This window comes from Leptothrix sp. (in: b-proteobacteria), from assembly GCF_965250675.1.
Lineage (GTDB): Bacteria > Pseudomonadota > Gammaproteobacteria > Burkholderiales > Burkholderiaceae_C > Sphaerotilus.
This window is the reverse complement of the sequence record NZ_CBDFPH010000001.1, coordinates 552,619-575,682: the sequence shown is the minus strand read 5'-3', so window position 1 is coordinate 575,682 and position 23,064 is coordinate 552,619. Positions and strand designations below refer to the sequence as shown.

General features: G+C 67.6%; 22 protein-coding genes and 1 tRNA gene. 9 read left to right on the top strand and 14 right to left on the bottom strand.

Translation table 11 applies throughout. The annotated features are described in order from the left end of the window. Nucleotides 1-168 precede the first annotated feature (168 nt). Nucleotides 169-747: a GNAT family N-acetyltransferase gene (locus AC5IG3_RS02495; RefSeq protein WP_491904692.1), complete on the top strand. Its 579-nt coding sequence runs from the start codon at nucleotides 169-171 to the stop codon at nucleotides 745-747. After that, on the top strand, nucleotides 744-1,190 hold the full coding sequence (locus tag AC5IG3_RS02490; protein WP_491904691.1) for an NINE protein: 447 nt from the start codon (nucleotides 744-746) through the stop codon (nucleotides 1,188-1,190). The genes AC5IG3_RS02495 and AC5IG3_RS02490 overlap by 4 nt, the downstream gene beginning before the upstream one ends. Nucleotides 1,191-1,277: 87 nt before the next feature. On the opposite strand, the gene AC5IG3_RS02485 is transcribed toward AC5IG3_RS02490, so the two are convergent. From AC5IG3_RS02485 to murJ, 8 genes are all read right to left on the bottom strand, one after another. Further along, nucleotides 1,278-2,288 carry an inorganic phosphate transporter gene (locus AC5IG3_RS02485; RefSeq protein WP_491904690.1) on the bottom strand — a complete coding sequence of 337 codons (1,011 nt, stop codon included), beginning with the start codon at nucleotides 2,286-2,288 and terminating at the stop codon, nucleotides 1,278-1,280. Nucleotides 2,289-2,301: 13 nt separating this feature from the next. After that, a complete protein-coding gene (locus tag AC5IG3_RS02480; protein WP_491904689.1) occupies nucleotides 2,302-2,949 on the bottom strand; it encodes a DUF47 domain-containing protein in 648 nt (215 codons plus the stop codon). Nucleotides 2,950-3,072: 123 nt separating this feature from the next. After that, nucleotides 3,073-3,576 carry a 2-amino-4-hydroxy-6-hydroxymethyldihydropteridine diphosphokinase gene (gene folK / locus AC5IG3_RS02475; RefSeq protein ID WP_491904688.1) on the bottom strand — a complete coding sequence of 168 codons (504 nt, stop codon included), beginning with the start codon at nucleotides 3,574-3,576 and terminating at the stop codon, nucleotides 3,073-3,075. Continuing rightward, a complete protein-coding gene (pcnB, locus tag AC5IG3_RS02470) occupies nucleotides 3,573-5,159 on the bottom strand; it encodes a polynucleotide adenylyltransferase PcnB (RefSeq protein WP_491904687.1) in 1,587 nt (528 codons plus the stop codon). Before pcnB ends, folK begins: the two co-directional genes overlap by 4 nt. Before the next feature lie 10 nt (nucleotides 5,160-5,169). Continuing rightward, entirely contained in the window at nucleotides 5,170-5,886 is a 717-nt protein-coding gene (locus AC5IG3_RS02465; RefSeq protein ID WP_491904686.1) for an HAD family hydrolase, read from the bottom strand. Further along, nucleotides 5,883-6,584: a DnaA regulatory inactivator Hda gene (gene hda, locus AC5IG3_RS02460; protein WP_491904685.1), complete on the bottom strand. Its 702-nt coding sequence runs from the start codon at nucleotides 6,582-6,584 to the stop codon at nucleotides 5,883-5,885. The genes AC5IG3_RS02465 and hda overlap by 4 nt, the downstream gene beginning before the upstream one ends. Nucleotides 6,585-6,598: 14 nt before the next feature. Next, entirely contained in the window at nucleotides 6,599-7,492 is an 894-nt protein-coding gene (locus tag AC5IG3_RS02455) for a SirB1 family protein (protein WP_491904684.1), read from the bottom strand. Nucleotides 7,493-7,523: 31 nt separating this feature from the next. Beyond that, nucleotides 7,524-9,086: a murein biosynthesis integral membrane protein MurJ gene (gene murJ / locus AC5IG3_RS02450; RefSeq protein WP_491904683.1), complete on the bottom strand. Its 1,563-nt coding sequence runs from the start codon at nucleotides 9,084-9,086 to the stop codon at nucleotides 7,524-7,526. 158 nt (nucleotides 9,087-9,244) lie between these two features. On the opposite strand from murJ, the gene rpsT reads away from it, so the two are divergent. Next, on the top strand, nucleotides 9,245-9,550 hold the full coding sequence (rpsT, locus tag AC5IG3_RS02445; RefSeq protein WP_491904682.1) for a 30S ribosomal protein S20: 306 nt from the start codon (nucleotides 9,245-9,247) through the stop codon (nucleotides 9,548-9,550). A gap of 106 nt (nucleotides 9,551-9,656) precedes the next feature. Here the strand turns inward: rpsT and AC5IG3_RS02440 are convergent, their stop codons facing one another. Further along, entirely contained in the window at nucleotides 9,657-10,679 is a 1,023-nt protein-coding gene (locus AC5IG3_RS02440) for a CDP-6-deoxy-delta-3,4-glucoseen reductase (protein WP_491904681.1), read from the bottom strand. Between the two features lie 117 nt (nucleotides 10,680-10,796). Here AC5IG3_RS02440 and AC5IG3_RS02435 point away from each other — a divergent pair, with 117 nt between their 5' ends. Continuing rightward, complete coding sequence (locus tag AC5IG3_RS02435) at nucleotides 10,797-11,669, top strand: SDR family oxidoreductase (RefSeq protein WP_491904680.1); 873 nt, start codon at nucleotides 10,797-10,799, stop codon at nucleotides 11,667-11,669. Nucleotides 11,670-11,708: 39 nt separating this feature from the next. Here the strand turns inward: AC5IG3_RS02435 and AC5IG3_RS02430 are convergent, their stop codons facing one another. The 3 genes from AC5IG3_RS02430 to AC5IG3_RS02420 form a co-directional block, all read right to left on the bottom strand. Next, complete coding sequence (locus AC5IG3_RS02430; RefSeq protein WP_491904679.1) at nucleotides 11,709-12,647, bottom strand: S1C family serine protease; 939 nt, start codon at nucleotides 12,645-12,647, stop codon at nucleotides 11,709-11,711. A gap of 256 nt (nucleotides 12,648-12,903) precedes the next feature. Continuing rightward, nucleotides 12,904-13,503, bottom strand: coding sequence for a rhomboid family intramembrane serine protease (locus tag AC5IG3_RS02425; RefSeq protein WP_491904678.1), 600 nt, complete (start codon nucleotides 13,501-13,503; stop codon nucleotides 12,904-12,906). 85 nt (nucleotides 13,504-13,588) lie between these two features. After that, nucleotides 13,589-13,673: transfer RNA gene (locus AC5IG3_RS02420), tRNA-Leu, on the bottom strand. 146 nt (nucleotides 13,674-13,819) lie between these two features. Between AC5IG3_RS02420 and cysM the strand changes: the two genes are divergently transcribed. The 4 genes from cysM (at nucleotide 13,820) to AC5IG3_RS02400 (ending at nucleotide 18,851) form a co-directional block, all read left to right on the top strand. Further along, entirely contained in the window at nucleotides 13,820-14,722 is a 903-nt protein-coding gene (gene cysM / locus AC5IG3_RS02415; protein WP_491904677.1) for a cysteine synthase CysM, read from the top strand. 85 nt (nucleotides 14,723-14,807) lie between these two features. Then, a complete protein-coding gene (locus tag AC5IG3_RS02410) occupies nucleotides 14,808-15,830 on the top strand; it encodes a triphosphoribosyl-dephospho-CoA synthase (protein ID WP_491904676.1) in 1,023 nt (340 codons plus the stop codon). A 48-nt stretch (nucleotides 15,831-15,878) separates the two neighbouring features. Continuing rightward, entirely contained in the window at nucleotides 15,879-17,747 is a 1,869-nt protein-coding gene (gene pabB / locus AC5IG3_RS02405) for an aminodeoxychorismate synthase component I (protein WP_491905036.1), read from the top strand. 114 nt (nucleotides 17,748-17,861) lie between these two features. Beyond that, nucleotides 17,862-18,851 (top strand): carboxypeptidase-like regulatory domain-containing protein, encoded by a 990-nt coding sequence (locus AC5IG3_RS02400; protein ID WP_491904675.1) that lies wholly within the window; start codon nucleotides 17,862-17,864, stop codon nucleotides 18,849-18,851. Nucleotides 18,852-18,918: 67 nt separating this feature from the next. On the opposite strand, the gene AC5IG3_RS02395 is transcribed toward AC5IG3_RS02400, so the two are convergent. Continuing rightward, the gene (locus AC5IG3_RS02395; protein ID WP_491904674.1) at nucleotides 18,919-20,241 is read right to left on the bottom strand and encodes a UDP-glucose dehydrogenase family protein; all 1,323 of its coding nucleotides are present in this window, start codon (nucleotides 20,239-20,241) and stop codon (nucleotides 18,919-18,921) included. A 218-nt stretch (nucleotides 20,242-20,459) separates the two neighbouring features. Between AC5IG3_RS02395 and AC5IG3_RS02390 the strand changes: the two genes are divergently transcribed. Further along, nucleotides 20,460-21,506, top strand: a complete 1,047-nt coding sequence (locus tag AC5IG3_RS02390; protein WP_491904673.1) for a hypothetical protein — start codon at nucleotides 20,460-20,462, stop codon at nucleotides 21,504-21,506. Nucleotides 21,507-21,610: 104 nt separating this feature from the next. Here AC5IG3_RS02390 and AC5IG3_RS02385 read toward each other — a convergent pair whose 3' ends face one another. Then, on the bottom strand, nucleotides 21,611-23,056 hold the full coding sequence (locus AC5IG3_RS02385; RefSeq protein WP_491904672.1) for a mannose-1-phosphate guanylyltransferase/mannose-6-phosphate isomerase: 1,446 nt from the start codon (nucleotides 23,054-23,056) through the stop codon (nucleotides 21,611-21,613). Nucleotides 23,057-23,064 lie beyond the last annotated feature (8 nt).

Below are 23,064 nucleotides of genomic sequence, written 5' to 3'. Positions count from 1 at the left end.
ACACGCAGGTCAGCAGATCATTGAAATTTCCCGGCAAGCGCACAAAGGCAGCTCATCGGAAGTTGGCTGTTTTTCTCCGGCCCCGCTAGATACGTGCTGCGTTGCATCAAGCCCGAAGGCATTGAGCGCTGAACAGCCGTCGCCGGAAAACCTGCGATTATAAGCGGCATGTCAGCCCTACTCATCCGACCCAGCACTGAAGCCGATCTGGCGGCAGTCACCGCGATCTATGCCTGGAACGTCCTGCACGGCACCGGCACCTTCGAGATCGAGCCGCCCGACGCCGCCGACATGGCGCGCCGCCGCGACGATGTGCTCGCCAAAGGCCTGCCCTGGCTGGTGGCCGAGCGCGACGGCCACGTCATCGGCTACGCCTACGTCAACCACTTCCGCCCTCGCCTGGCGTTCCGCTTTGCACTGGAGGATTCGGTCTATCTGCACCCTGACGCCCAGGGCCAGGGCGTGGGCCGGCTGCTGCTGGCGGAGCTGATCGCGCGCTGCACGGCGCTCGGCGCCCGGCAGATGTTCGCGGTCATCGGCGACTCGGCCAACGCCGGTTCGGTGGCGCTGCATCGGCGCTGCGGCTTCAGCGATGTGGGCGTGATGCGCAGTGCGGGCTGGAAATTTGACCGCTGGCTCGATGTGGTGCTGATGCAACGCGACCTCGGCGAAGGCGACAACAGCTCGCCGCAGGAATACGGGCCGCAGGCCAAGAGCATTCAACCCTCGACCGGAGACGCCGCATGAGCGCCACCAAATCCAAGACCCTCACCACCTGGCTGGCCCTGCTGGGCGGCGGCTTCGGCCTGCACCGTTTCTACCTGCACGGCCTGCGCGACTACGCCGGCTGGCTGCACCTGTTCCCGACGCTGCTGGGCCTCAAGGGCCTGCAGCGCGCGTTTGAACTTGGCATGGACGACAACCTGGCCGCCTTGCTGATGCCGCTGGCCGGCATCAGCATCACCGCCGCGATGATCAGCGCGCTCTACTTCGGACTGATGGCCGACGAGCGCTGGAATACACGCTACAACGCCCATGCTGCCGCGAGCGCGCCCAGCAACTGGGCCACCGTGATCGGCGTGGTGCTGGCGCTGTTCATCGGCGGCATCGTGATGGTGTCGACCCTGAGCTTCGGCATGCAGCGCTTCTTCGAGTCGCAGATCGAAGCCTCGCGCGAGTTGAGCCAGTAGATTTCTGCGCTCCAGACGTGGCAAAGCCGGGCTGAAGCAGATTCAGCCCGGCTTTTTTGCGGGAGTTCGCAGCGAATCAGTGCGGCATCAGAACAAGTAGTTGCTGAGGATGTAGGCGCCCGACGCCACTGCAGCAGACGCGGGAATGGTGAAAATCCACGCCCAGACGATGTTGCCCGCCACGCCCCAGCGCACGGCCGAGGCCCGCTGCGTGGAGCCCACGCCGACGATGGCGCCGGTGATGGTGTGGGTGGTCGACACCGGCACACCCATCGCCGTGGCGATGAACAGCGTGATGGCGCCGCCCGTCTCAGCACAGAAACCGCCCACCGGCTTGAGCTTGGTGATCTTCTGGCCCATGGTCTTGACGATGCGCCAGCCACCGAACATCGTGCCAGCACCGATGGCCAGGTAGCAGGCCCAGATCACCCAGTTCGGCGGCATCTTGTCGCCCACTGCAGCGTAGCCCGAGGCGATCAGCAGCATCCAGATGATGCCGATGGTCTTCTGCGCGTCATTGCCGCCGTGACCCAGGCTGTAGAGGCCGGCCGAGACCAGTTGCAATCGTCTGAACCACTTGTCCACCCTGAGCGGCGAAGTGTCTCGACACACCCACGCCACGATCACCATCAGCAGCGAGCCCAGCACGAAGCCGAGCGTGGGCGACAGGAAGATGAACAGCACCGTCTTCCACACCCCGGCGGACACCAGCGCGTCGGTGCCGGCCTTGCTGACCACCGCCCCGACGATGCCGCCGATCAGCGCATGCGACGAACTCGACGGAATGCCGTACCACCACGTCACGATGTTCCAGACAATGGCCCCCACCAGCGCGCCGAAGACGACGTGCTGGTCAACCACCCCGGGCAGCACGATGCCCTTGCCCACGGTGGCGGCCACCTTGAGCTGGAAGACGCTGATGGCGATGACGTTGAAGAACGCGGCAAACAGCACCGCCTGCTGCGGCTTGAGCACCCCTGTCGACACCACCGTGGCAATCGAGTTGGCGGCATCGTGAAAGCCGTTCATGAAATCGAAACCGATGGCCAGCACGACCAGCAGCACGACCACCCAGAAACTGACCTGGACTGCATCCATGGCGCGGGACGGCTTAAGAGTTCTCGAGGACGATGCCCTCGATCAGGTTGGCCACGTCCTCGCACTTGTCGGAGATCAGCTCCAGTTGCTCGTAGATCGCCTTGAGCTTGATGAGCTCGCGGATGTCCTTCTCCTCGCGGAACAGGCGCGACATGGCCGAGCGCATGACGCGGTCGGCGTCGGACTCCAGGCGGTCGATCTCGGCGCAGGTCTTGATGGTGGCCTCGGCCACGCTGCTCTTGGACAACTGCGACAGCAGCGACACGGCATGCGTCACGCGCTCGCAGCACTTGACCGACAGGTCGGTCAGACGCATCACGTCCTCGTTGACGACGCGCACGTCATAGAGCGACAGCGTCTCGCTGGTGTCCTGCAGCAGGTCGAGGATGTCGTCCATGCCGTTGATGAGCGAGTGGATCTGCTCGCGGTCGATCGGCGTGATGAAGGTCTTGTGCAGCAGGCGGTTGACCTCGGCCGTGACCTTGTCGGCCGCATGCTCGGCACCGTCGACATCGGCGGCGTGCTTTTCACGCAGCGTCAGGTCGTTGTAGTTCTCGATCATGGCCATGAAGGACCGCGCGCCACTGGTGATGGAGGCGCCGTGGGCGTTGAACAGCTCGAAAAAATTGCCGTCACGCGGCAGGAGTTTGCCGAAGAACATGCGGTCTCCAGAAGGGGCGAGTCAGATGGGTGGGAAGCGAGGACGGAATCGATGCAGCACTGTCATCGTTTCGTCATCAAATTGAAACGGCGCGAGTGTAATCGCGCAAGGTTTCACGCAAATTCAATCGAGCGGTGTGATCGCCTGGTCTTGTATCGCCGCCAGCAACCCGACCACGGCGCCTTGCCCGGGCCATTGCAGCGCCGGCGCCAGTTCGGCCAGCGGCGCCAGCACGAAGGCGCGCTGGTGGCCGCGCGGGTGCGGCACCTGCAGCGTCGGCAGGTCGATCACGGCATCGCCGTAGAGCAGCACGTCCAGGTCGAGCGTGCGCGGCGCGTTGCGGTACGGGCGCAGGCGGCCGTGCTCCTGCTCGATGTGCTGCAAGGCGGCCAGCACGTCCAGCGGTGCGAGCCGGGTGTCGAGCGCCACCACGGCGTTGAGAAAGTCCGGCCCCTGCGCATCGACCGGCGCGCTGCGGTAGAGGCGCGAAGTCGCCAGCCAGCGCGTGTCCGGCAGGCCGGCGAGCGCGGCACAGGCCGCGTCCAGCGTCGCCCGCGCGTCACCCAGGTTCGCGCCCAGGCCGATGTAGACGCGCACCGGCTCGTCGGCGGCAGGCGCCATGCTCATGACGGTTCGGCGGATGACCCTTCAGTACCCGTCGCGGGCGCAGCCGCACCCTCCACCGGCGGCTTGCGGCGCCGGCGGCGTTTCTTGGGCGCCGCAGCCGCTGCAAAGCCTTCGGTGACGGGACCGTCATCCCCCTCGGCGTGAGCTTGTGCCTGATGGGCCGGACGCGCTTGCGCGCCCTGCCCCTTGCGGCGGGCCTGATCAGCCAGGCGTGCGTCTTCGAGCAGCGTTTCACGCTCGGCATCGTCGGCCAGCGAATAGTCTTCCCACCAGCGCGCCAGCTCGTCGTCGATCTCGCCGGCGTCGGCGCGCAGGCGCAGGAAGTCGAAACCGGCGCGGAAGCGCGGCTGGCTTACCAGCGCGAAGGCCGAGCTGGGCGTGCGGCGCTCGAAGCGTGGCTGCATCAGCCAGATCTCGCGCATGTCGGCCGCCAGCTTGCCGCGGCCGGAGATGTCGCCGATGCGAGCGTCGAACACCGCGTCCACCGCCATCTGCAGCGCCTGGATCACCGGCTCGCCGCGGCGGCGGGCTTCGTCGGCACGCTTGAGCACGTCGTGCCACAGCATGCAGGCGAGCATGAAGCTCGGCGCCACCGGCTTGCCTTCGTTGACGCGCCGGTCGGTGTCGCCCAGCGCCAGCTTGATGAACTTCTCGCGGCCGTCGTGGCGGTGCGCGTCGTCGAGCACCGCGTCCAGCACCGGGAACACGCCGCGGTGCAGGCCCTGCTTGCGCAGCTCTTCCAGGCTGGACAAGGCGTGGCCGGTCTGCAGCAGCTTGATCATCTCGTCGAACAGGCGGCTGGTCGGCACGTTGGCCAGCAGGTCGGCCATGCGCAGGATCGGCAGCCGGGTGGCGGGCTCGATCTCGAAGCCCAGCTTGGCGGCAAAGCGCACCACGCGGATGATGCGCACCGGGTCTTCGCGGTAGCGCGTCTCGGGGTCGCCGATCATGCGCAGCACGCGCTTGCGGGCGTCGGCAATGCCGTGGTGGTAGTCGATCACCAGCTGGCGGCGCGGGTCGTAGTAGAGCGCGTTGATGGTGAAGTCGCGCCGCGCGGCGTCCTCATCCTGCGGGCCCCAGACGTTGTCGCGCAGCACGCGGCCGGCGGCGTCCACCACGTGGCTCTTGTCCTGCAGGGCGTTGCGAGTCGATTTCTCGGGGCTGCTGACCTGCTCGGCCGCATTGGGGTCGAGGTAGGCGCGGAAGGTCGAGACCTCGACCACCTCGTGCTCGCGGCCGCGGCCATGCACCACGTGCACGATGCGGAAGCGCCGGCCGATGATGAAGGCGCGCCGGAACAGGCCCTTGACCTGCTCGGGCGTGGCGTTGGTGGCGACGTCGAAGTCCTTGGGCCGGTGGCCCAGCAGCAGGTCGCGCACCGCGCCACCCACCACGTAGGCCTCATAGCCGGCATCCTGCAGGGTGTTGACGACCTTGACGGCCCGATCGTCCAGCAGCGCCGGGTTGATCTGATGCACCTCGCGCGGCACGTCAACGCGCTGCCCGATCGGGGGCACGTCGGCAGCGATGGGGGTGGCCTTGTCGCTCTTGCCGAGCAACTTGTTGATGAATTTTTTGATCATGGAGTCCGGATCACGAGAAGAGCCGCAGGATGCGCCAGCCGCGTTCGACGGCGGTGGCTTCGAGCGCGGGACTCGGATTGGTGGCCACCGGCTCGGTGGCGAGTTCCAGCAAGGGCAGGTCGTTGGGCGAGTCGCTGTAGACGCTCACGCCCGAGAAGTCGGTCAGCTGGTGGCCAAGGCCGGCCAGCCAGTCGTGCACGCGCTGCACCTTGCCTTCGCGGAACGTGGGTGTACCACGGATGCGGCCGCTCCAGGCGCCGTCGGCCTCGCGCTCCAACTCCACCGCCAGCAGGTACGGCACGCCCAGGGCAGCGGCGATCGGCGCGGTGACGAACTCGTTGGTGGCGGTGACGATGGCGACCAGATCGCCGCGCGCCTGATGCTGGCGCACCAGGTCGAAGGCCTTGGGCTGCAGCTGCACGCCCATCACCTCTTGCATGAAGCGCACGCGGGCGGCGTCGGACTCGGCCAGCGGGCGGTCGCGCCAGGCGGCGGTCGAGAACTCGATGTAGGCCTTCAGGTCCAGCGTGCCGGCCTGGTAGTCGGCATAGAAGGCGTTGTTGCGCTGGCGAAAGGTGTCGCCGTCAGCCCAGCCGATGGTGACCATGAACTCGCCGAAAGCGTGGTCGGAGTCGATCGGAATCAGCGTGCCGTCCAGGTCGAACAGGCAGAGGTGGCGCGCGGGCGTGTCCAGCGATGGGGGAGAAGTAGGGTCGAGGGTCGTCATTCGTTGTCCTGTTGGTCGTGCTCGGCCAGCACCTGGCGCACCAGCGGCAGGGTCACGGCACGTTTGGCGGCCAAGGCGTATTGGTCGAGGCGATCCAGCACCGGGATCAGGTGGCTGAGGTCGCGGGCGCAGTGCTTGAGCAGGTAGTCCATCACCTCGGCCGACAGCACGATGCCGCGCCGGTCGGCATCGCGGCGCAGCAGTGCACGCACATGCGCTTCGCTGGGAGGCTGGAGCTGGTAGATCAGCCCCCAGCCCAGGCGGGTGCGCAGGTCGTCGCGCAACGGCAGGTCGACCGGCGGCAGGCGACCGGCGCTCAGCACCGGCACGCCCATGGTGGTGGCCTGCACGAACAGCGAGAAGGCGGCGTGCTGGCGCACGGCGTCGTAGCGTTCGCAGTCGTCGAGCACCAGCAAGCCAATGGCGTCATCGAACTCCCAGGGCAACGGCGTGCGCAGGTCGAAGGCCGCCACCGTCAGCCCGTAGGCCTGTGCCTGCGCGGCCGCCGCCTGCAGCAGATGGCTCTTGCCGCTGCCGGCAGGGCCCCACAGGTAGAGTGGCACCGACGGATCGGGCCGCTGCAGGGCTTCCAGCACCTGCAGCCACTGCGCGTTGGCGCCGGGCTGGAAGTTGTCGAGTCGCCAGACCGGTTCGGGCCCGAAGGCCAGCGGGACTTGTTGCGTGGGCATGGGAGACATCAGGCTCAGGATCCTCAGTGCCAGCGCGGCGGGCCGGCTTCGCGCAGCGCGTCGAGACGGGCCTGCACCTGGGCGCGGTCGGTGCTGGCGCGGCTGTGGCGCAGGTAGAGCGCCAGGTCTTCGATGGCCGCTTCGGTCTGGCCGAGGCGGGCCAGCGTCAGGCCGCGATCGCGCCGGCTGTCGAGCGCCTGCGGCTGCAACACGACCAGGCGCTGCTGCACCTGCAGCGTGCGCGGCAGGTCTTCGGCGGTACGGTAGACCGATTCCAGGTTGTGCAGCATGCGCGTGAGGATCTCGCGCGGCGTGGCCGGCACAAGGAACGTCGCCAGCGCATCGGGCGCGTCCGGCGCGAGCCCCGCACCTTCGACGCCCCACTGGCGCGCGATGTCGCGGTTGCGGCGCAGGTAGGGGCCGAGCCGCTGTTCCAGCTCGTCACGCCCGAGCGACTGGCCGTTGAGCGGGTCGATCACCGCATCGCCCAGCGGCAGCTTGAGCTTGACGAGGAAGTGGCCGGGGAAGGACAGTCCGGCGGCGTCCAGCCCGCACTGGCCGGCCAGCTCCAGATAGACCACCGCCAGCGAGATCGGAATGCCGCGCCGCGTGCGCAGCACTTGGTGCACGAAGCTGTTGGTGGGGCTGTAGAAGTCGTTGACGTTGCCCGTCAGCGCCAGCTCTTCATACAGGTAGCGGTGCAGGGCGCGCACGCGCTGCAGCGGGCCGGCGTCGGCATCGAGCCGGGCGTTGAGCTTGACGGCGTGCGCGTCCAGCTCGGCCAGCACGGCCTGCACGTCGAGCGCGGCGTCTTCGTCCTGCGCCAGGCTGATGGCGGCTTCGGTCAGCGGCAAGCCGGCGTCATCGGCCACCAGGGCCGCAAAGTAGTCCAGCGGAGTCGGGGGAGTCCAGAGCATGGTCTCAGTGTATCGGCGCCTGCAGGCCGGCTCAGGCGCGGCGCACCAAGGCCCGCCACTGCAGGCCGGTGGCCAGCAGGCTGCCGAAGTAGACCAACCCGGCGGCGGCCAGCACCGCCGCCAGCAGCAGCACGCGCAGGCCGGACTGCTGGCGCAGCGCGATCCAGTCCAGGCCGTGGGCGGCAGCGTACAGGCCGGCGCCCATCACGGCGGAAGCGGCCACGATGCGCAGCCCGAAACCCACCCAGCCCGGCGACGGCGTGTAGCTGCCCCGCTTGCGCAGGCCGTAGAGCAGCCAGCTGGCGTTGACCAGCGCGGCCAGCCCGATCGACAGCGCCAGCCCGGCGTGGCCCAGCCAGGGCACGAACGCCAGGTTGAGCAGCTGCGTGAGCACCAGCACCGTGATGGCAATGCGCACCGGTGTGCGGATGTCCTGCCGCGCGTAGAAGCCCGGCGCCAGCACCTTGATCGCCACCAGGCCGATCAGCCCGGCGCCGTAGCCCATCAGCGCCAGCACGGTCTGCGCGACGTCGTTGTCGGTGAAGCGGCCATAGTGATAGAGCACGGTCACCAGCGGCTGCGGAAACACCAGCAGCGCCACCGCGCAGGGCACGGCCAGCAGCAGCACCAGGCGCAGGCCCCAGTCGAGCAGGCCGGAATAGCGCTCGGCATCGCCGCTGGCTTGCGCGGCCGACAACTGCGGCAGCAGCACCACGCCCAGCGCCACGCCCAGCAGGGCGGTCGGGAACTCCATCAGCCGATCCGCGTAGGTCAGCCACGACACCGAACCTGCGGGCAGATGCGAGGCAATCTGCGTGTTGATCAACAGCGACAACTGCGCCACCGACACGCCCAGCAGCGCCGGCGCCATCTGCCGCAGGATGCGGTGCACGCCCTCATTGGCCCAGGCGCGCTGCCAGGTCGCCCACGTCACGCCGATGCGCGGCAGCAGACCCAGCCGCGCCAGCGCCGGCACCTGCACTGCCAGTTGCAGCACGCCGCCCAGCATCACGCCGGCGGCCAGCGCGTAGATCGGCGGCAGGCCCCATTGCGTGAACTGCGGCGCCAGCCACCAAGCAGCGCCGATGACGCTCAGATTCAGCAGCACCGGCGTGGCAGCCGGCACGGCAAAGCGCTTCCAGGTGTTGAGCACGCCCGCAGCCAGCGCCACCAGCGACATGCAGCCGATATAGGGAAACATCCAGCGCGTCATGGTGACGGCGGCTTCATTCCCCACATCAGACAGACCGGCCGCCATCAGCCACACCAGCAGTGGTGCGGCCACCACGCCCGCCGTGCACACCAGCAGCAGCGTCCAGACCAGCACGGTGGCCACGGCGTCGATCAGCAGCCGCGTGGCCTCGTCACCTTCCTTGGCACGGGTGCCGGCCAGAATGGGCACGAAGGCCTGCGAGAACGCGCCCTCGGCAAACAGCCGACGCAAGAGATTGGGAATGCGGAAGGCGACCTGGAAGGCGTCGGTGGCCGCGCTGGCACCGAAGGCGGCGGCAATCAGCTGCTCACGCACCAGCCCGGTAATGCGCGAGACCAGGGTCAGCAGGGAAACGACAGAGGCAGCGCGCAGCAGGTTCATCAGGCGTGATCGGACTCAGAAAGCGGACTCAGGAAACGGGCGCCGCAAGGCGAAGCGGGCGATTATCAGGCCGGACCGTGTCGGCATTGAGACGGCCCAGGTCGACGGGCGCTCATAGCGTGCTATAGTCTTGGGCTTCATCCGGAGAACCGAACACCATGGCAACTGCCTCGAAACTCAAGAAAAAGACGGTCCGCATTGCATCGGGCCGCAAGCGCGCCCGTCAGGACGTCAAGCTCAACGCTGCGAACACCGCACTGCGCTCGAAGTTCCGCACCGCTGTCAAGAGCGTGCTCAAGGCTGTTGCCAGTGGCGACAAGTCCAAGGCCAGCGACACCTTCAAGTCTGCCCAAGGCGTGATCGATTCGATCGCTGACAAGGGCATCTTCCACAAGAACAAAGCTTCCCGCCTGAAGAGCCGTCTGTCGGCCAAGGTGAAGGCTTTGGCTGTTGCTGCCGCCTAAGAACTGATCCGGGTGAACGCCTCAAAGGGCCTGCAAATGCAGGCCCTTTGTCATTGGGGCGCTCGGTGCAGCGCTGCACCCTGCAGTTCAACCGCCCCGGCACGCGTCACGCGTGCTTGTCGGCCTCGCTGGTGAATGAGTCCGCGTAGAACTCTTCCTCAGGCAGGCCGCAGCGGGCCACGAAGTCGCGTCTGGCGCTGTCGACCATGATCGGCGCGCCACAGGCATAGACCTGGTAGGCACTCAAGTCAGGGTGGTCGGCCATCACCGCCTGGTGCACGAAGCCGACGCGCCCGCGCCAATCGCTGTCCGGCTCGGACAGCACCGGCACATAGCTCAGCTGCGGCATCTGCCCGGCGGCCTGCTCGGCCCAATCGTTCAGATAAAGATCCGCCCGGCTGCGGCAGCCCCAATACAACGTGACGGGGCGCTGGATGCCTTTGGCGCGCAGAAGCTCAATCAGCGCCTTGACCGGCGCGAAGCCGGTGCCCGAGGCCAGCAGCACGATCGGCTTATCGCTGTCCTCCCTCAGGAAAAAGCTGCCGTACGGGCCTTCCAGGCGCAGGATCTCGCGCTCCTTCATTGCCCCGAAGACGTGATCGGTGAAGCGCCCGCCCGGCATGTGGCGGATGTGCAACTCGATGTGGGTCTGGCCCGGCTCGGGCGCGTTTGCCATCGAATAGCTGCGGCGCGCGCCGTCGCGCAGGATGAATTCCACGTACTGGCCGGCGTGGTACTGGAAGGTCTGGTTGGCCGGCAGTTGCAGGCGCAGCAGCGCCACGTCGGGCGCAGGCCGCTCGATGCTGGAGAGCCGCGCCGGCATCTTCAGCACCGCGAACTGGCCGGCGGCTGTGACCTGGCGCGACTCGATCACGCAATCGGTCTGCGGCGTGGCGCAGCAGGTCAGCACGTAGCCGGCAGCCTCTTCGGCCCCGCTCAGCGCCTTGGTCTGATGCGCGCCGTGGATCACCCGCCCCTCCAGCAGCCGGCTCTTGCACGAGCCGCAGGCGCCGTCCTTGCATCCGTAAGGCAGGCCGACGCCCTGGCGAATGGCCGCAGGCAGGATCGCCTCGTCGCGCGCCACATCGAAACTGCGGCCGGCCGGCTGCACCGTCACGGTGAAAGTCATCTGGGGATCCTCAAAGCTGGAAAAGCAAAAGCGCAACAGGTTGCGCAATCTGGTATTTTGCCCGCCATGACTTTGCTTCGATCTGCTCTCACACCTTCACTGCGTCCGCTGGCCGCCATGCGCCGGCCCCGGCTGCTGATCATCGGCTGCGGCGATGTCGGCCAGCGCGTGGCCCGTGCGCTGCGCAACCGCTGGCGCATCACGGCGCTGACCTCATCGGCCGAGCGCATTCCCGTGCTGCGCGCGCTCGGCCTGCGCCCGTTGCAGGGCGATCTGGACCACGCCGCCACGCTGCGCCGTCTGGCCGCGCTGGCACCGTATGCGCTGCATCTGGCGCCGCCACCGGGTCAGGGCGAGGGTGACCCGCGCACCCGCGCGCTGCTGCAGGCCTGGTCGCGCAGCCCGACGCTGCGGCGGCTGGTCTACGCCAGCACCAGCGGCGTCTATGGCGACGCCGGCGGCGCGCGCTTTGACGAAACCCGCGCCGTCGCGCCCACCACCGCCCGCGCCCGCCGCCGGGTCGCCGCCGAAGGCCAGATCCGCCGCTGGGGCCGCCAGGCCGGACGCAACGCCTGCGTGCTGCGCATTCCGGGCATCTACGCCGGCGACCGCCCCGGGGGCCACCCGCGCGAGCGCCTGCAGCGCGGCACGCCCGTGCTGGCATCCGCAGATGACGTCTACACCAACCACATCCACGCCGACGATCTGGCACGCATCTGCGTGGCCGCGCTGCTGCGCGGGCAGCCGCAGCGCATCTATCACGCCAGCGACGACAGCGAACTGAAGATGGGCGACTACTTCGACCTCGCCGCCACGCTCTGCGGCCTGCCGCTGCCCGAGCGCATCAGCCGCGAACAGGCGCGCACGCAACTGACGCCGATGCTGCTGAGCTTCATGAGCGAGTCGCGCCGGCTGGTCAACACGCGGCTGCACGCCGAGTTGCGCGTGGCGCTGCGCTACCCGACCGTGGCAGAAGGGCTGCTGGCCTGAGCCTGAAAGCGCTGCGACAGCCCAGATCGGCGACTCGACTCAGATGCCTGCAGCGTGCTTGAGTGTCTCGACCCGGTCGACGCTGCGCAGCAGCAGATCGCGCGGCGAGCCACTGCGGCCGACCTGCAGGCGCACTTCGCGTTCGGGCGCGCCGCCGCTCCAGAGGCGCTCGTAGAAGCCCGCCAGATCACTGACCTGTGTGCCATCGAGTTGCAGGATGCGGTCGCCCGGCTGCAGACCAGCCGCTTCAGCCGGGCTGTTGGGGCTGACGCGCATCACCACCAGCGCGCCATCGGCCTCGGTGCAGTTGAGGCCGAGCCAGGCGCGCCGGCTGGCCTGGGATCGGCCCTGGCTGCGCAACTCCGACAGGATGGGCTTGAGCAGGTCGATCGGCACGAACATGTTGCCGGGCTGGCGCGCCACCTCGTTGGGCGCGCGCGCGCGACCACTGGCGCTGCTGGCCGTGTCGGCCACCACCAGCGAGCCGATGCCCACCAGCTCGCCCTGCCGGTTGTAGAGCCCGGCGCCGCTCTGGTCGGGCCGTGCCGGCGTGGTGAACAACGCGCCGTCGATCAGGTATTCCCAGTAACCGGCAAAGCGGCCGCGCGTCTGTAGCCGGGCCTGGCTGATGCCACCGCCGACGCCGCCGCTGACGAACATCAGCGTCTCGTCCTCGACCACGGCAGCCGACTCGCCCAGCGGCACCGCCGCCACCGACAGAGGCACCAGCGCCTGTACCAGGCCGAAACCGGTGGCCAGGTCGTAGGCCAGCGGTCGGGCGGGAATGTGGCGGCCGTCGTCGAGCACCAGATCAACCTCATCCGCCTCCAGGATCAGGTAGCCGATGGTGAGCACCAGCCCGTCAGCGCCGATCACGACGCCCGTGCCCTTGCGGTTCTGGCCGAGCGTCTGGGCCGACAGGGCGCCATCGAGCGCACGAACCTCGATGCCGATGGCCGAGTCGCTCGCGCGCTGCAAGGCGACCAGGGGGTGGAGTGGCTCAGGGAGAGTCTGGGCATAGGCCGGCGCGGCAAGAAGCCAGCCGGCCAGAAGCAGTGCCGCAGGGATGCGGACAGAGACACGGGTAGACAAGCGAAGCACCATGATGACCCCCACAGATGACGCAGCGAGGTTCAAGCATGAACCGCCCGCCATCCCGGTGCAAGCGCAGGGGGTTAGATCAGGATCAACGTTTCAGGCAACGTCCGCATGGACGCCGGGGTTGATGGCCGAGTCAGCGGCGCTTGCGCGGCGGAAACGGCGGCTGTCCGCGCCAGTAGCGGATCATCAGCCAGCCCCCGAGCATGCCGCCCAGGTGGGCAAAGTGGGCGACACCGCCACCGCCCATCAGGCCGAACAGCAACTCAAGACCGCCAAAGATCGCGACGAAGATCTTGGCCTTCATCGGAATGGGCGGGAACAGCGGCATGATGATCCGGTCCGGGAACATCATGCCGAACGCCAGCAGCAGCCCGAACAGCGCACCCGAGGCGCCGACCGTGGGCCCGCTCATCGCAAACAGCGGCGCCACCAGCAGTTGCGCAGCGCCACCCGCCAGCACGCTGGCCAGTAGGTAATGGATATAGCGCTTGCGGCCCCAGATCGACTCGATCTCGGAGCCGAACATCCACAGGCCCAGCATGTTGAAGAACAGGTGGGTCGGGTCACCGTGCAGGAAGGCGTAGGTCAGGATTTGCCAAGGCAGGAAATGCCCGCTGCTCAGCGGCCACAGCGCCAGCACCCCTTCGACCCATGAACCCAGCAGCAACTGCACGCAGAACAGGGCGGTGCAGATCAGCATCAGCGCCTTGGTAACGGGTGGGAGCTGGGGCATGAGGATCGGCTGCTAGAACGGGGGAGCGGATGCGACCGCATCGCGCTGAACATCTACGAGGGGCAGATGAACTGCCTTCGTAACCTGGTGCCCGGGGCCGGACTCGAACCGGCACACCTTGCGGCGGGGGATTTTGAGTCCCCTGCGTCTACCGATTTCGCCACCCGGGCATGGTGTGTGAAGCAACTTGGGAGTCGTCAACACGTAAGCAGCGGATTATTACATGCCCATGAGGCCGGCCTCCGCACGCCCGATGCGCCGCCATAATGAGTCGGACCCAAGACCCCGCATCACCCTGTATCGACCCCACCGAGCCATGCCCACCTACAAGACGCTTGAAGAAACGATCGGAGCCACGCCGCTGGTCCGCCTGCAACGCCTGAGCGCCGCTGCCGAGCAGCGTGGCAACGTCATCCTGGGCAAGCTGGAGGGCAACAACCCGGCCGGCTCGGTGAAAGACCGCCCGGCCATCAGCATGATCCGGCGCGCCGAGGAGCGCGGCGACATCCGCCCCGGCGACACGCTCATCGAGGCCACCAGCGGCAACACCGGCATCGCGCTGGCCATGGCGGCGGCCATCAAGGGCTACCGCATGCTGCTGATCATGCCGGAGGACCTGTCGATCGAGCGCGCCCAGACCATGAAGGCCTTCGGCGCCGAACTGATCCTGACGCCCAAGGCCGGTGGCATGGAACACGCCCGCGACCTGGCCGAGCAGATGCAGCGCGACGGCAAAGGCCGCGTGCTCGACCAGTTCGCCAACGCCGACAACCCGCGCGTCCACTACGAGACCACCGGCCCCGAGATCTGGGCCGACACGCAGGGCCGCGTCACCCACTTCGTCAGCGCCATGGGCACCACCGGCACCATCACCGGCGTGTCGCGCTACCTGAAGGAGCAGAACCCGGCGGTGCGCATCGTCGGCGCGCAGCCGCAGGACGGCTCGCGCATTCCCGGCATCCGCAAATGGCCCGAGGCCTACCTGCCCAAGATCTACGATCCCAGCGGCGTCGACGAACTCATCTACGTCAGCCAGGGCGACGCCGAAGACATGGCCCGCCGCCTGGCGCGTGACGAGGGCCTGTTCGCCGGCATCTCGGCCGCCGGCGCCTGCTGGGCGGCGCTGCAGATCGCACAGCAGGTGGAGAACGCCACCATCGTCTTCATCGTCTGCGACCGCGGTGACCGCTACCTTTCCACCGGGGTCTTCCCGGCCTGAGGCGAGAGACTGAGGATTTGCTGAGCCGATGTCAGGAACAGCGCCAAGCGGCCTAAGATGCCAGCCCGGCCTCCGGCAATCTTCCATGACGCACCCCCTCATCTCTCCTGCCAAGCTGACCCACAACACGCTGATTCCCGCGCTGGGCGGCGCCGACAGCAACGTGGAGCAGGGCCGCGCGCGCATCCAGCTGGCCTTCCGCTGGGCTTGTGGGCTGGACGTGGCGGTGCGCAAGCCCGGCAACGTCAGCATCGTCTCGTCGGGCCACGGCATGAGCGCAGGCCAGTTCCTGAGCAGTGCCGCTGCCGCTGCCACGCCACTGACCAGCCCGGGCACTGCAGTGGGCGCGCGCATTGAAGGTGCGGTGCAAGCCAGCTGGGCGGCGGCCGGCTGCAACACCAACCTGGGCATCGTGCTGCTGTGCGCGCCGCTGGCCGCTGCCGCAGAAGTGCTGATCCGCGCCGGCCGCACCGACGGCATCGCCGGGCCTCCCGCAGACACCGCCGAGCTGGCCGGCCGCATGCGCCAGCTTCAGCAGGCCCTGCAGACCGTGCTGGCCGGGCTGGACGTGGACGACGCAGCAGCGGCCTTGCGCGCCATCGCGCTGGCCAGTCCCGGCGTCCTGGGCAACGACGAGCGCCAGGACGTGCATCAGCCCTCCAGCCTGCGCACGGCCATGTCGCTGGCCGCGCCGCACGACCGCATCGCCAAGCAGTACCACGAGGACTACCTGGAGCTCTTCGAGCTCGGCCTGCCGGTCTTCCAGCGCGCACTGGGCACCGAGCGCGCCTGGCCGCAGGTGCTGCCCGCCGGCCTGCCGCAGCTGAGCCCCGCGCTGGAGAACGCCACCCAGCGCTGCTTCCTGCTGTGGCTGGCCAGCGGGCTCGATTCACACCTGGTCCGCAAGCATGGCGCGGACGTGGCCCACAGCGTCACCGTTCAGGCACGCGGATGGCGCATGCGCCTGCCCGAGCCGCTGCACGGCCCTGACGCGCGCGAATGGGCGCGCTGGGACGACCTGCTCAAGTCGCGCAGCCTCAACCCTGGCACCAGCGCCGACCTGACCGTGACCACCGCCTTTCTGGCCGCCCTGCTGAGCGTGATCTGAGGCACCGGAGCCAAGGAACACGAGGCGGCCACAATCGCCGCCATGCTGATGAGAGAAGAAGTCTTCGTCCTGCTGGACGACCATGAGGCCAGCGCCGCGCAGCCCACCAGCCGGCTCTACACCGGCTGGGTGCACGAACACCGCTGCACCGACCCTGCCACGCTGGAGGCCACCTGGACGGCTGTGCAGACCGACCTGGCCGCCGGCCTGCACGCGGTGCTGCTGGCCGACTACGAATGGGGCGCCAAGCTGCTGCATGCCGGTGACGCCGCGCTGGCTGCCGAGGACGCCAGCGCGCTGCGGCTGCTGATGTTCCGGCACTGCGAGCGGCTCGACGCCCTCGCCGTCGAGGCCTGGCTGACCGCGCGCGATGCCAGCCAGCCGGCCGGCTTCAGCCAGCTGCAGCCGACGGTGAGCCCTGCGCAGTTCGATGCCGCCATCGCGCAGATCCACGACCACATCCGCGCCGGCGAGACCTACCAGATCAACTACACCTACCGCCTGACGGGCGAAGCCTGGGGAGAACCGCTGACGCTGTACAGGAAGCTGCGCCAGCGCCAGCCGGTGCGCTACGGCGCGTTGATGCACCTGCCGGGCGATGGCTGGGTGCTGTCATGCTCGCCCGAGCTGTTTCTGCAGCACCAGCGCGGCACGCTGCTGACCAAGCCGATGAAGGGCACCGCCGCGCGCCGTCCGGCGGCCGAGGCCGACAGCGCCATGGCCGGCTGGCTGCACCGCGACGAGAAGAACCGTGCCGAAAACCTGATGATCGTCGACCTGCTGCGCAACGACCTGGGCCGCATCGCCCGCGTCGGCACGGTCAAGGTGCCGGCGCTGTTCAGCGTCGAGGGCTACCGCACCGTCTTCCAGATGACCTCGACCGTGCAGGCCGAGATCGCACCGGAAGTCGGCCTGCCGGCGGTGCTGCGCGCGCTGTTCCCCTGTGGCTCGATCACCGGCGCGCCCAAGCACCACAGCATGGAACTGATCGCCCGCCTGGAGAACACGCCACGCGGCCTGTACTGCGGCGCGATCGGCTGGCTGGACGCACCGACCGAGGCCGGCCGCGCGCTGGGCGATTTCTGCCTGAGCGTGGCGATCCGCACCCTCACGCTCGGCGCACCCACCGGCCCTGCCACGCGACCGGCCACGCTGGGCATCGGTGCGGGCATCACGCTCGACTCGGTCGCCGCCGACGAGGCCGAGGAATGCCGCCTGAAAGCCCGCTTTGCCACCGCGCTCGACCCCGGCTTCACGCTGTTCGAAACCCTGCGCGCCGACGGCGGCACGCTGCTGCGGCTGGAGGCCCACCTGGCGCGGCTGGCACGCAGTGCATGCACGCTCGGTTTTGCCTGGGACGAGGCGGCGGTGCGGCAAGCACTGGCGGATGCACTGGCCACGCTCGACGCGGCCGGGTCGCACCGCCTGCGGCTCGATCTGCAGGCCAGCGGCGAGGTGCGGATCCGCATCGGCGCACTGACGGCGCTGCCTGCCGGCCCGGTCAATGTGCTGCTGGGTGAAGCGCCGGTCTCAGCCGATGAGGCTCAGCTGCTGAGCCACAAGACCTCCTTGCGCCAAAGCTACGACGCGGCCATCCAGGCGGCCGAAGCCGCTGGCGCCTTTGACACGCTGTTCTTCAACGCCCAGGGCGAGTTGACCGAAGGCGCCCGCAGCAACGTTTTCGTCAAACGGGACGGCCGCTGGCTGACGCCACCGCTGCAGGGCGACGTGCTGCCCGGCGTGATGCGCGCCGAGCTGCTGGCCGGGCGGGGCGGCTTGGAGCCCACACCCGTCGAGGCCCTCATCACCCGCGCCGACCTGCAGCGTGCCGAAGCGCTGGTGCTGTGCAACAGCCTGCGCGGCGTGCTGCCAGCGCGAATCGCGTCAGCAGCGTGCGCCATTCAGAACAGGGCTTGAACAAATTCACGTCGGGCGTACCGTCACCGCCCGTGTGCAAGGTTAAAGATGGATCAAGGTTGCCGATAAGAGAGTCATCTTCTTCGTCACCCCTCTCGATCCACAGGACGCCGCATGACCCCGTTTCGCCCTTCCCTGCCCGTGCAGCCGAACTCGATTGGCCCCAAAGCATGCAGGAGCCTCGCCGCCAGTCTGGTCGCGCTGCTGCTGACGGCCTGCGGTGGCGGCGGATCTGAAAGCACGGCCACTGTCGCTGCGCCAGTGACACCGGTCACGCCGGTCACAAAACCATTGCAGGTCAAGATCACCACCGTGGTCACCGACTCCGCAGACGCCAGCAGCACACCGCTCGAAGGCGCCGTCATCACCCTGTCGACCAGTGCGGCAGAGGTGCCCGTGGTGGCAACGCTCGACGTCGTCACCGGCACGTACACGCTGCAAACCAGCCTCGACCCGGCCACGCTGCCCACGTCCGCCCCGGTCCTGCTGACGATCAGCAAACCGGGCTATGAAACGCAAGTCATCGAGGTGCTGTCGAGCCAGCTGAAAGCCGGCATCCCGATCGCGGAGACCCCGATTGCGCTCAAGCCGCTGGATCCCGTCACCGAGCTGGCGCCCGCCGAGGGCGTGACGCTGACCCGCGTAGGCGACAACAAGGCGCCCAATGACGAGATCAACAAGTACATGCAGACGGCGGCGGTCGGCCTGTCGAAAACCATCCATCTGGGCAGCATCGATTCGCTGGCGGATGGCTCAGGCCACCTGAGCGCCTACCCGACCATGACGCTGTCCATCAGCTTCCGGGCGCTGCAGGCCAACGACTGCCAGGACGACGAAGTCCGCCTTTACCAGGCGCAGGCGCAGGGCGCGACGCCCACCTTGATCCAGCGCTTCTCCTGGAACACCACGCCACAGCTGATCGACGCCAACGTCAACGGCAGCCTGACGCTGTTTCAGCCCACCATTTCCACCGCCGGCATGAAGATCGGCCAGGGCCCGCTGTGGCTGGAGATCAAGTCCGGGCTGTGCCTGCCGGACGAATACGACGACTTCGAGTTCGTCAACATCCACGCCAAGTTCAACGCCGCAAGCGCCGCACCCTGACACAAAAAAGCGGGCCTGGAAAACCAGGCCCGCTTCAGCTTCAGTTCGTCCGTTCAGCAGACCGTGATCACGGCCGGCCGATGGCCTGGTATTCCAGCCCGAACGAGCGGATCAGCGCCGGCTCGTAGAGGTTGCGGCCGTCGAAGACCAGCCGGTCCTTGATGGCATCGCGCATGGCGTCGAAATCGGGTGTGCGGAACTCTTTCCACTCCGTCACGATCAGCAGCGCATCGGCGCCCTGCAGCGCCGGCATGGCGCCATCGACGTAGCTCAATCCACCACCTTCAGGCATGACGCGCCTGGATTCGGGCATCGCCACCGGGTCATAGGCACGCAGCTGTGCGCCGCGCTTGAGCAGCTCGGCCACGATGACGCGGCTGGGCGCCTCGCGCATGTCGTCGGTGTTGGGCTTGAAGGCCAGGCCCCACAGCGCAAAGGTGCGGCCGCTCAGGTCTTCGCCGTAACGGGCCACCACCTTGTCGACCAGCACCATCTTCTGGGCTTCATTGACGTCTTCCACCGCCGCCAGCAGCTTGGACGGCAGGCCGACGTCGTTGGCGGTGCGCGCCAGCGCCTTGACGTCCTTGGGGAAGCAGCTGCCACCGTAGCCGGCACCGGCGTACAGGAACTGCGTGCCGATGCGCGGGTCGGAGCCAATGCCGGCGCGCACCAGCTCGATGTCGGCACCGACCTTCTCGGCCAGGCGCGACATCTCGTTCATGAAGCTGATACGGGTAGCCAGCATGGCGTTGGCGGCGTACTTGGTGAACTCGGCGCTGCGTACGTCCATCACCAGCAGGCGGTCGCGGTTGCGGGTGAAGGGTGCGTAGATCGCCTTCATCAGCAGGATGGCGCGCTCGTCCTCGGCGCCGATCACGACGCGGTCGGGCTTCATGAAGTCGGGCACTGCGGCGCCTTCTTTCAGGAACTCGGGGTTGGAGCAGACCGCGAAGTCGAGCGTCACGCCGCGCTTGGCCAGCTCATCGGCCACCGCCGCCTGAACCTGGTCGGCGGTGCCCACCGGCACCGTGCTCTTGTCGACGATGACCTTGAAGTCGGTCATGGTGCGGCCGATGTTGCGGGCTGCCGCCAGCACGTACTTCAGGTCGGCCGAGCCGTCTTCATCCGGCGGCGTGCCCACGGCAATGAACTGGATCGTGCCGTGCGCCACGGCGTGCGGCACGTCGGTGGTGAACTCCAGTCGGCCCGCAGCGACGTTGCGCCGCACCATCTCCAGCAGTCCCGGCTCGTGGATGGGGATGCCACCCTCATTGAGGGTCTGGATCTTGGCTGCGTCCACGTCCAGGCAAAGCACATGGTTGCCCATCTCGGACAGACAGGCTCCGGTAACAAGACCGACATAGCCGGTGCCGACGACAGTGATTTTCATATTTCAGCGTGATGGGAAAAATGGGATTGGAAGCCGCTGACCGCCCTGCAGCGCGACTTGACGTCATGGCAAATTGTGCCGGACGGGTCTTGCGCTGCAAGGCAACAAATCGGACATCACAGCACCATGGACATCACAAACTGGACAAATTGCCCATGCGCGCCTAAACGATCACGATTAGCCCCCCTGAAGTGCGGGGGACTCGCTACACCTGAACGGTGAATTCAGCAACGCTGAAGATTAAACTTTGCTTCATGTTGTGTCGTCACAATCTCAGCCTTTCATACCCGGATCAAAACATGCAGACTCAGATCGCTCCCGCACCTCGTCCCGTCGCATCGCGTCGCCACAGCGCACTCGTCGCCTCGGGCCTGAGCGCCCTGTTTCTGGCGGCTTGCGGTGGTGGCGGCGGCTCGACGGCACCTGCTGCTCCGGCTCCTCCGGCGGTCGTCCCCAGCCTGACGGTCTCCACTGCAGTGACCGAGCAGGACGGCACGACAGCCATCACCGGTGCAGTGGTCAGCATCACGACCAGCACGGGAACCGTCACTCTGACGGAGAACAACGGCACCTACACCCTGGCCATTCCGACCAGCCAACTGCCGACATCTAGCGCCAGTACGCCTGTGGTGGTGACCATCAGCAAAGACGGCTATGTGCCCGAATCGGTGGTGATCAGTTCGGACAAGCTGGTCGCCGGCACCACCGTCACCATTCCCGCCACAACGCTCACGCAAGTCGCTGTCACAGATCTGATTCCGGCAGAAGGTCTCGCGCTGGTTCGCCTCGGCAACGGCAAGACAGCTGGCGGCGCCAACGAGGCACTGCAGGCTTCTTTGCCCGCAAACACCTCCGTCGCGAACAAGCTCATCAAGCTGGGATCGATCGACAGCCTCTTTGGCGCAGACGGTACGCTGACCTCGTATTACTCCACGGTCACGCTCGCAATTTCTTTCCGGGGCCTGCAAGCCACCTACTGCGCAGACAAGATCGCCTTATTCCAGGCAGCAACCGCAGATGGCAGCGGTACTCGCACTGCTGAAACAGTGATCACTGCAAGCACAGAACCGACCAAACTGGCTGACTTCGACAGTGGTCTGCCCAAGGATCTGACGTTCGCACTGTCCACGGCAGGATTGGTCAAGGGCAGCGCATTGTGGGCAGAAGTTGCTTCCGGCGCGTGCAAAGACTCGGCCAACAATGTCATTGACGACCTCGACGACTTCGAGTTCTTCAACGTTCACGCCAGCTTCAGCAAGCCCTGACCCTGCACGGCAGCGACGACGCATCCGCCGCGTCACCCCCATAAAAAAAGCGTCCAACCGGACGCTTTTTCCATTTCAAACGGTGTATTGCTGGTCCATGCGCATCAATTGCGCCCGTACGTGTCCTCAAACCGCACGATGTCGTCCTCGCCCAGGTAGCTGCCGGACTGGACTTCGATGATCTCCAGGTCGACCTTGCCCGGATTCGCCAGCCGATGGGTCTGGCCGAGCGGGATGTAGGTCGACTGGTTTTCGGTCAGCACCAGCACCTTGTCGCCGTTGGTGATCTCGGCGGTGCCGTTGACCACGATCCAGTGCTCGGCGCGGTGGTAGTGCATCTGCAGGCTCAAGGAGGCGCCCGGCTTGACCATGATCCGCTTGACCTGGTGGCGCGGGCCGCTGTCGATGCTGTCGTACCAGCCCCAGGGGCGGTGGACCTTGCGGTGCAGCGTGTGCTCGTTGCGCTTCTGAGCGGCCAACTCGTTGACGATCTTCTTGACGTCCTGGCTGCGGGCACGGTCCGTCACCAGCACGGCGTCCGGCGTCTCGACCACGATGACGTCGCTCAGCCCCACCACGCTGACCAGCCGGCTGGTGGCGTGCACCAGCGTGTTGCGGCTGTCGCGGGCGATGACGTCGCCGTGGGCGGCGTTGCCCTGCGCGTCCTTGGGCGCGACTTGCCAGACTGCGTCCCACGCGCCCAGGTCGTTCCAGCCGGCAGCCAGCGGCACCATGCGGATGTCGATGTCGCCGCCCGGGCAGCGTTCCATCACGGCGTAGTCGACCGACTCGCTCGGCACCGCCGCGAATTCGGCCTTGCCGGGGCGCACGAACTTGGCGTCGCTCTGGCGCGCAGCCCACGCGGCACGGGTGGCTTCGGCGATGTCGGGCCGGAAGCGCTCCAGCGCCTTCAGCCAGACCGACGCGCGCAGCACGAACATGCCGCTGTTCCAGCTGTAGCCGCCCTCGGCCAGATAACGCTCGGCGGTGGCCAGGTCGGGTTTCTCGACGAACTGGGCCACGCGCGCAGCCCCTGCGGCCGCTTCACTGCGGATGTAGCCGTAGCCGGTCTCCGGCGCATCCGGCGTGATGCCCAGGATCACGATGGCGCCGTCAGCGGCCACGCGCACGGCTTCCTGCAAGGCGGCGGTGTAGGCTGCCGGGTCAATCACGGTCTGGTCGGCCGGCGCCACCACCAGCACCGGATCGGCGCCGCGCTCGACTGCCTGCAGCGCCGCCAGCGTCATGGCTGGCGCGGTGTTGCGGCCCAGCGGCTCCAGCAGCACGGCGGCCGGCTCGCAAGCCAGTTCGCGCAGCTGGTCGAGCACCAGGAAGCGATGCTCCTCATTGCCGACGATCAGCGGCGCGTGCAGGTCCAGGCCGGGCGCGGCCAGCGCGCCCAGGCGGCTGACGGCCTGCTGGAACAGGCTGCGGTTGCTCTCGTCGAGCACCAGGAACTGCTTGGGATAGCCCGCGCGTGACAGCGGCCACAGCCGCGTACCGCTGCCGCCGGCCATGATGACGGGTTGAATCTGAATGGATTGCGTCATGGTGTGAT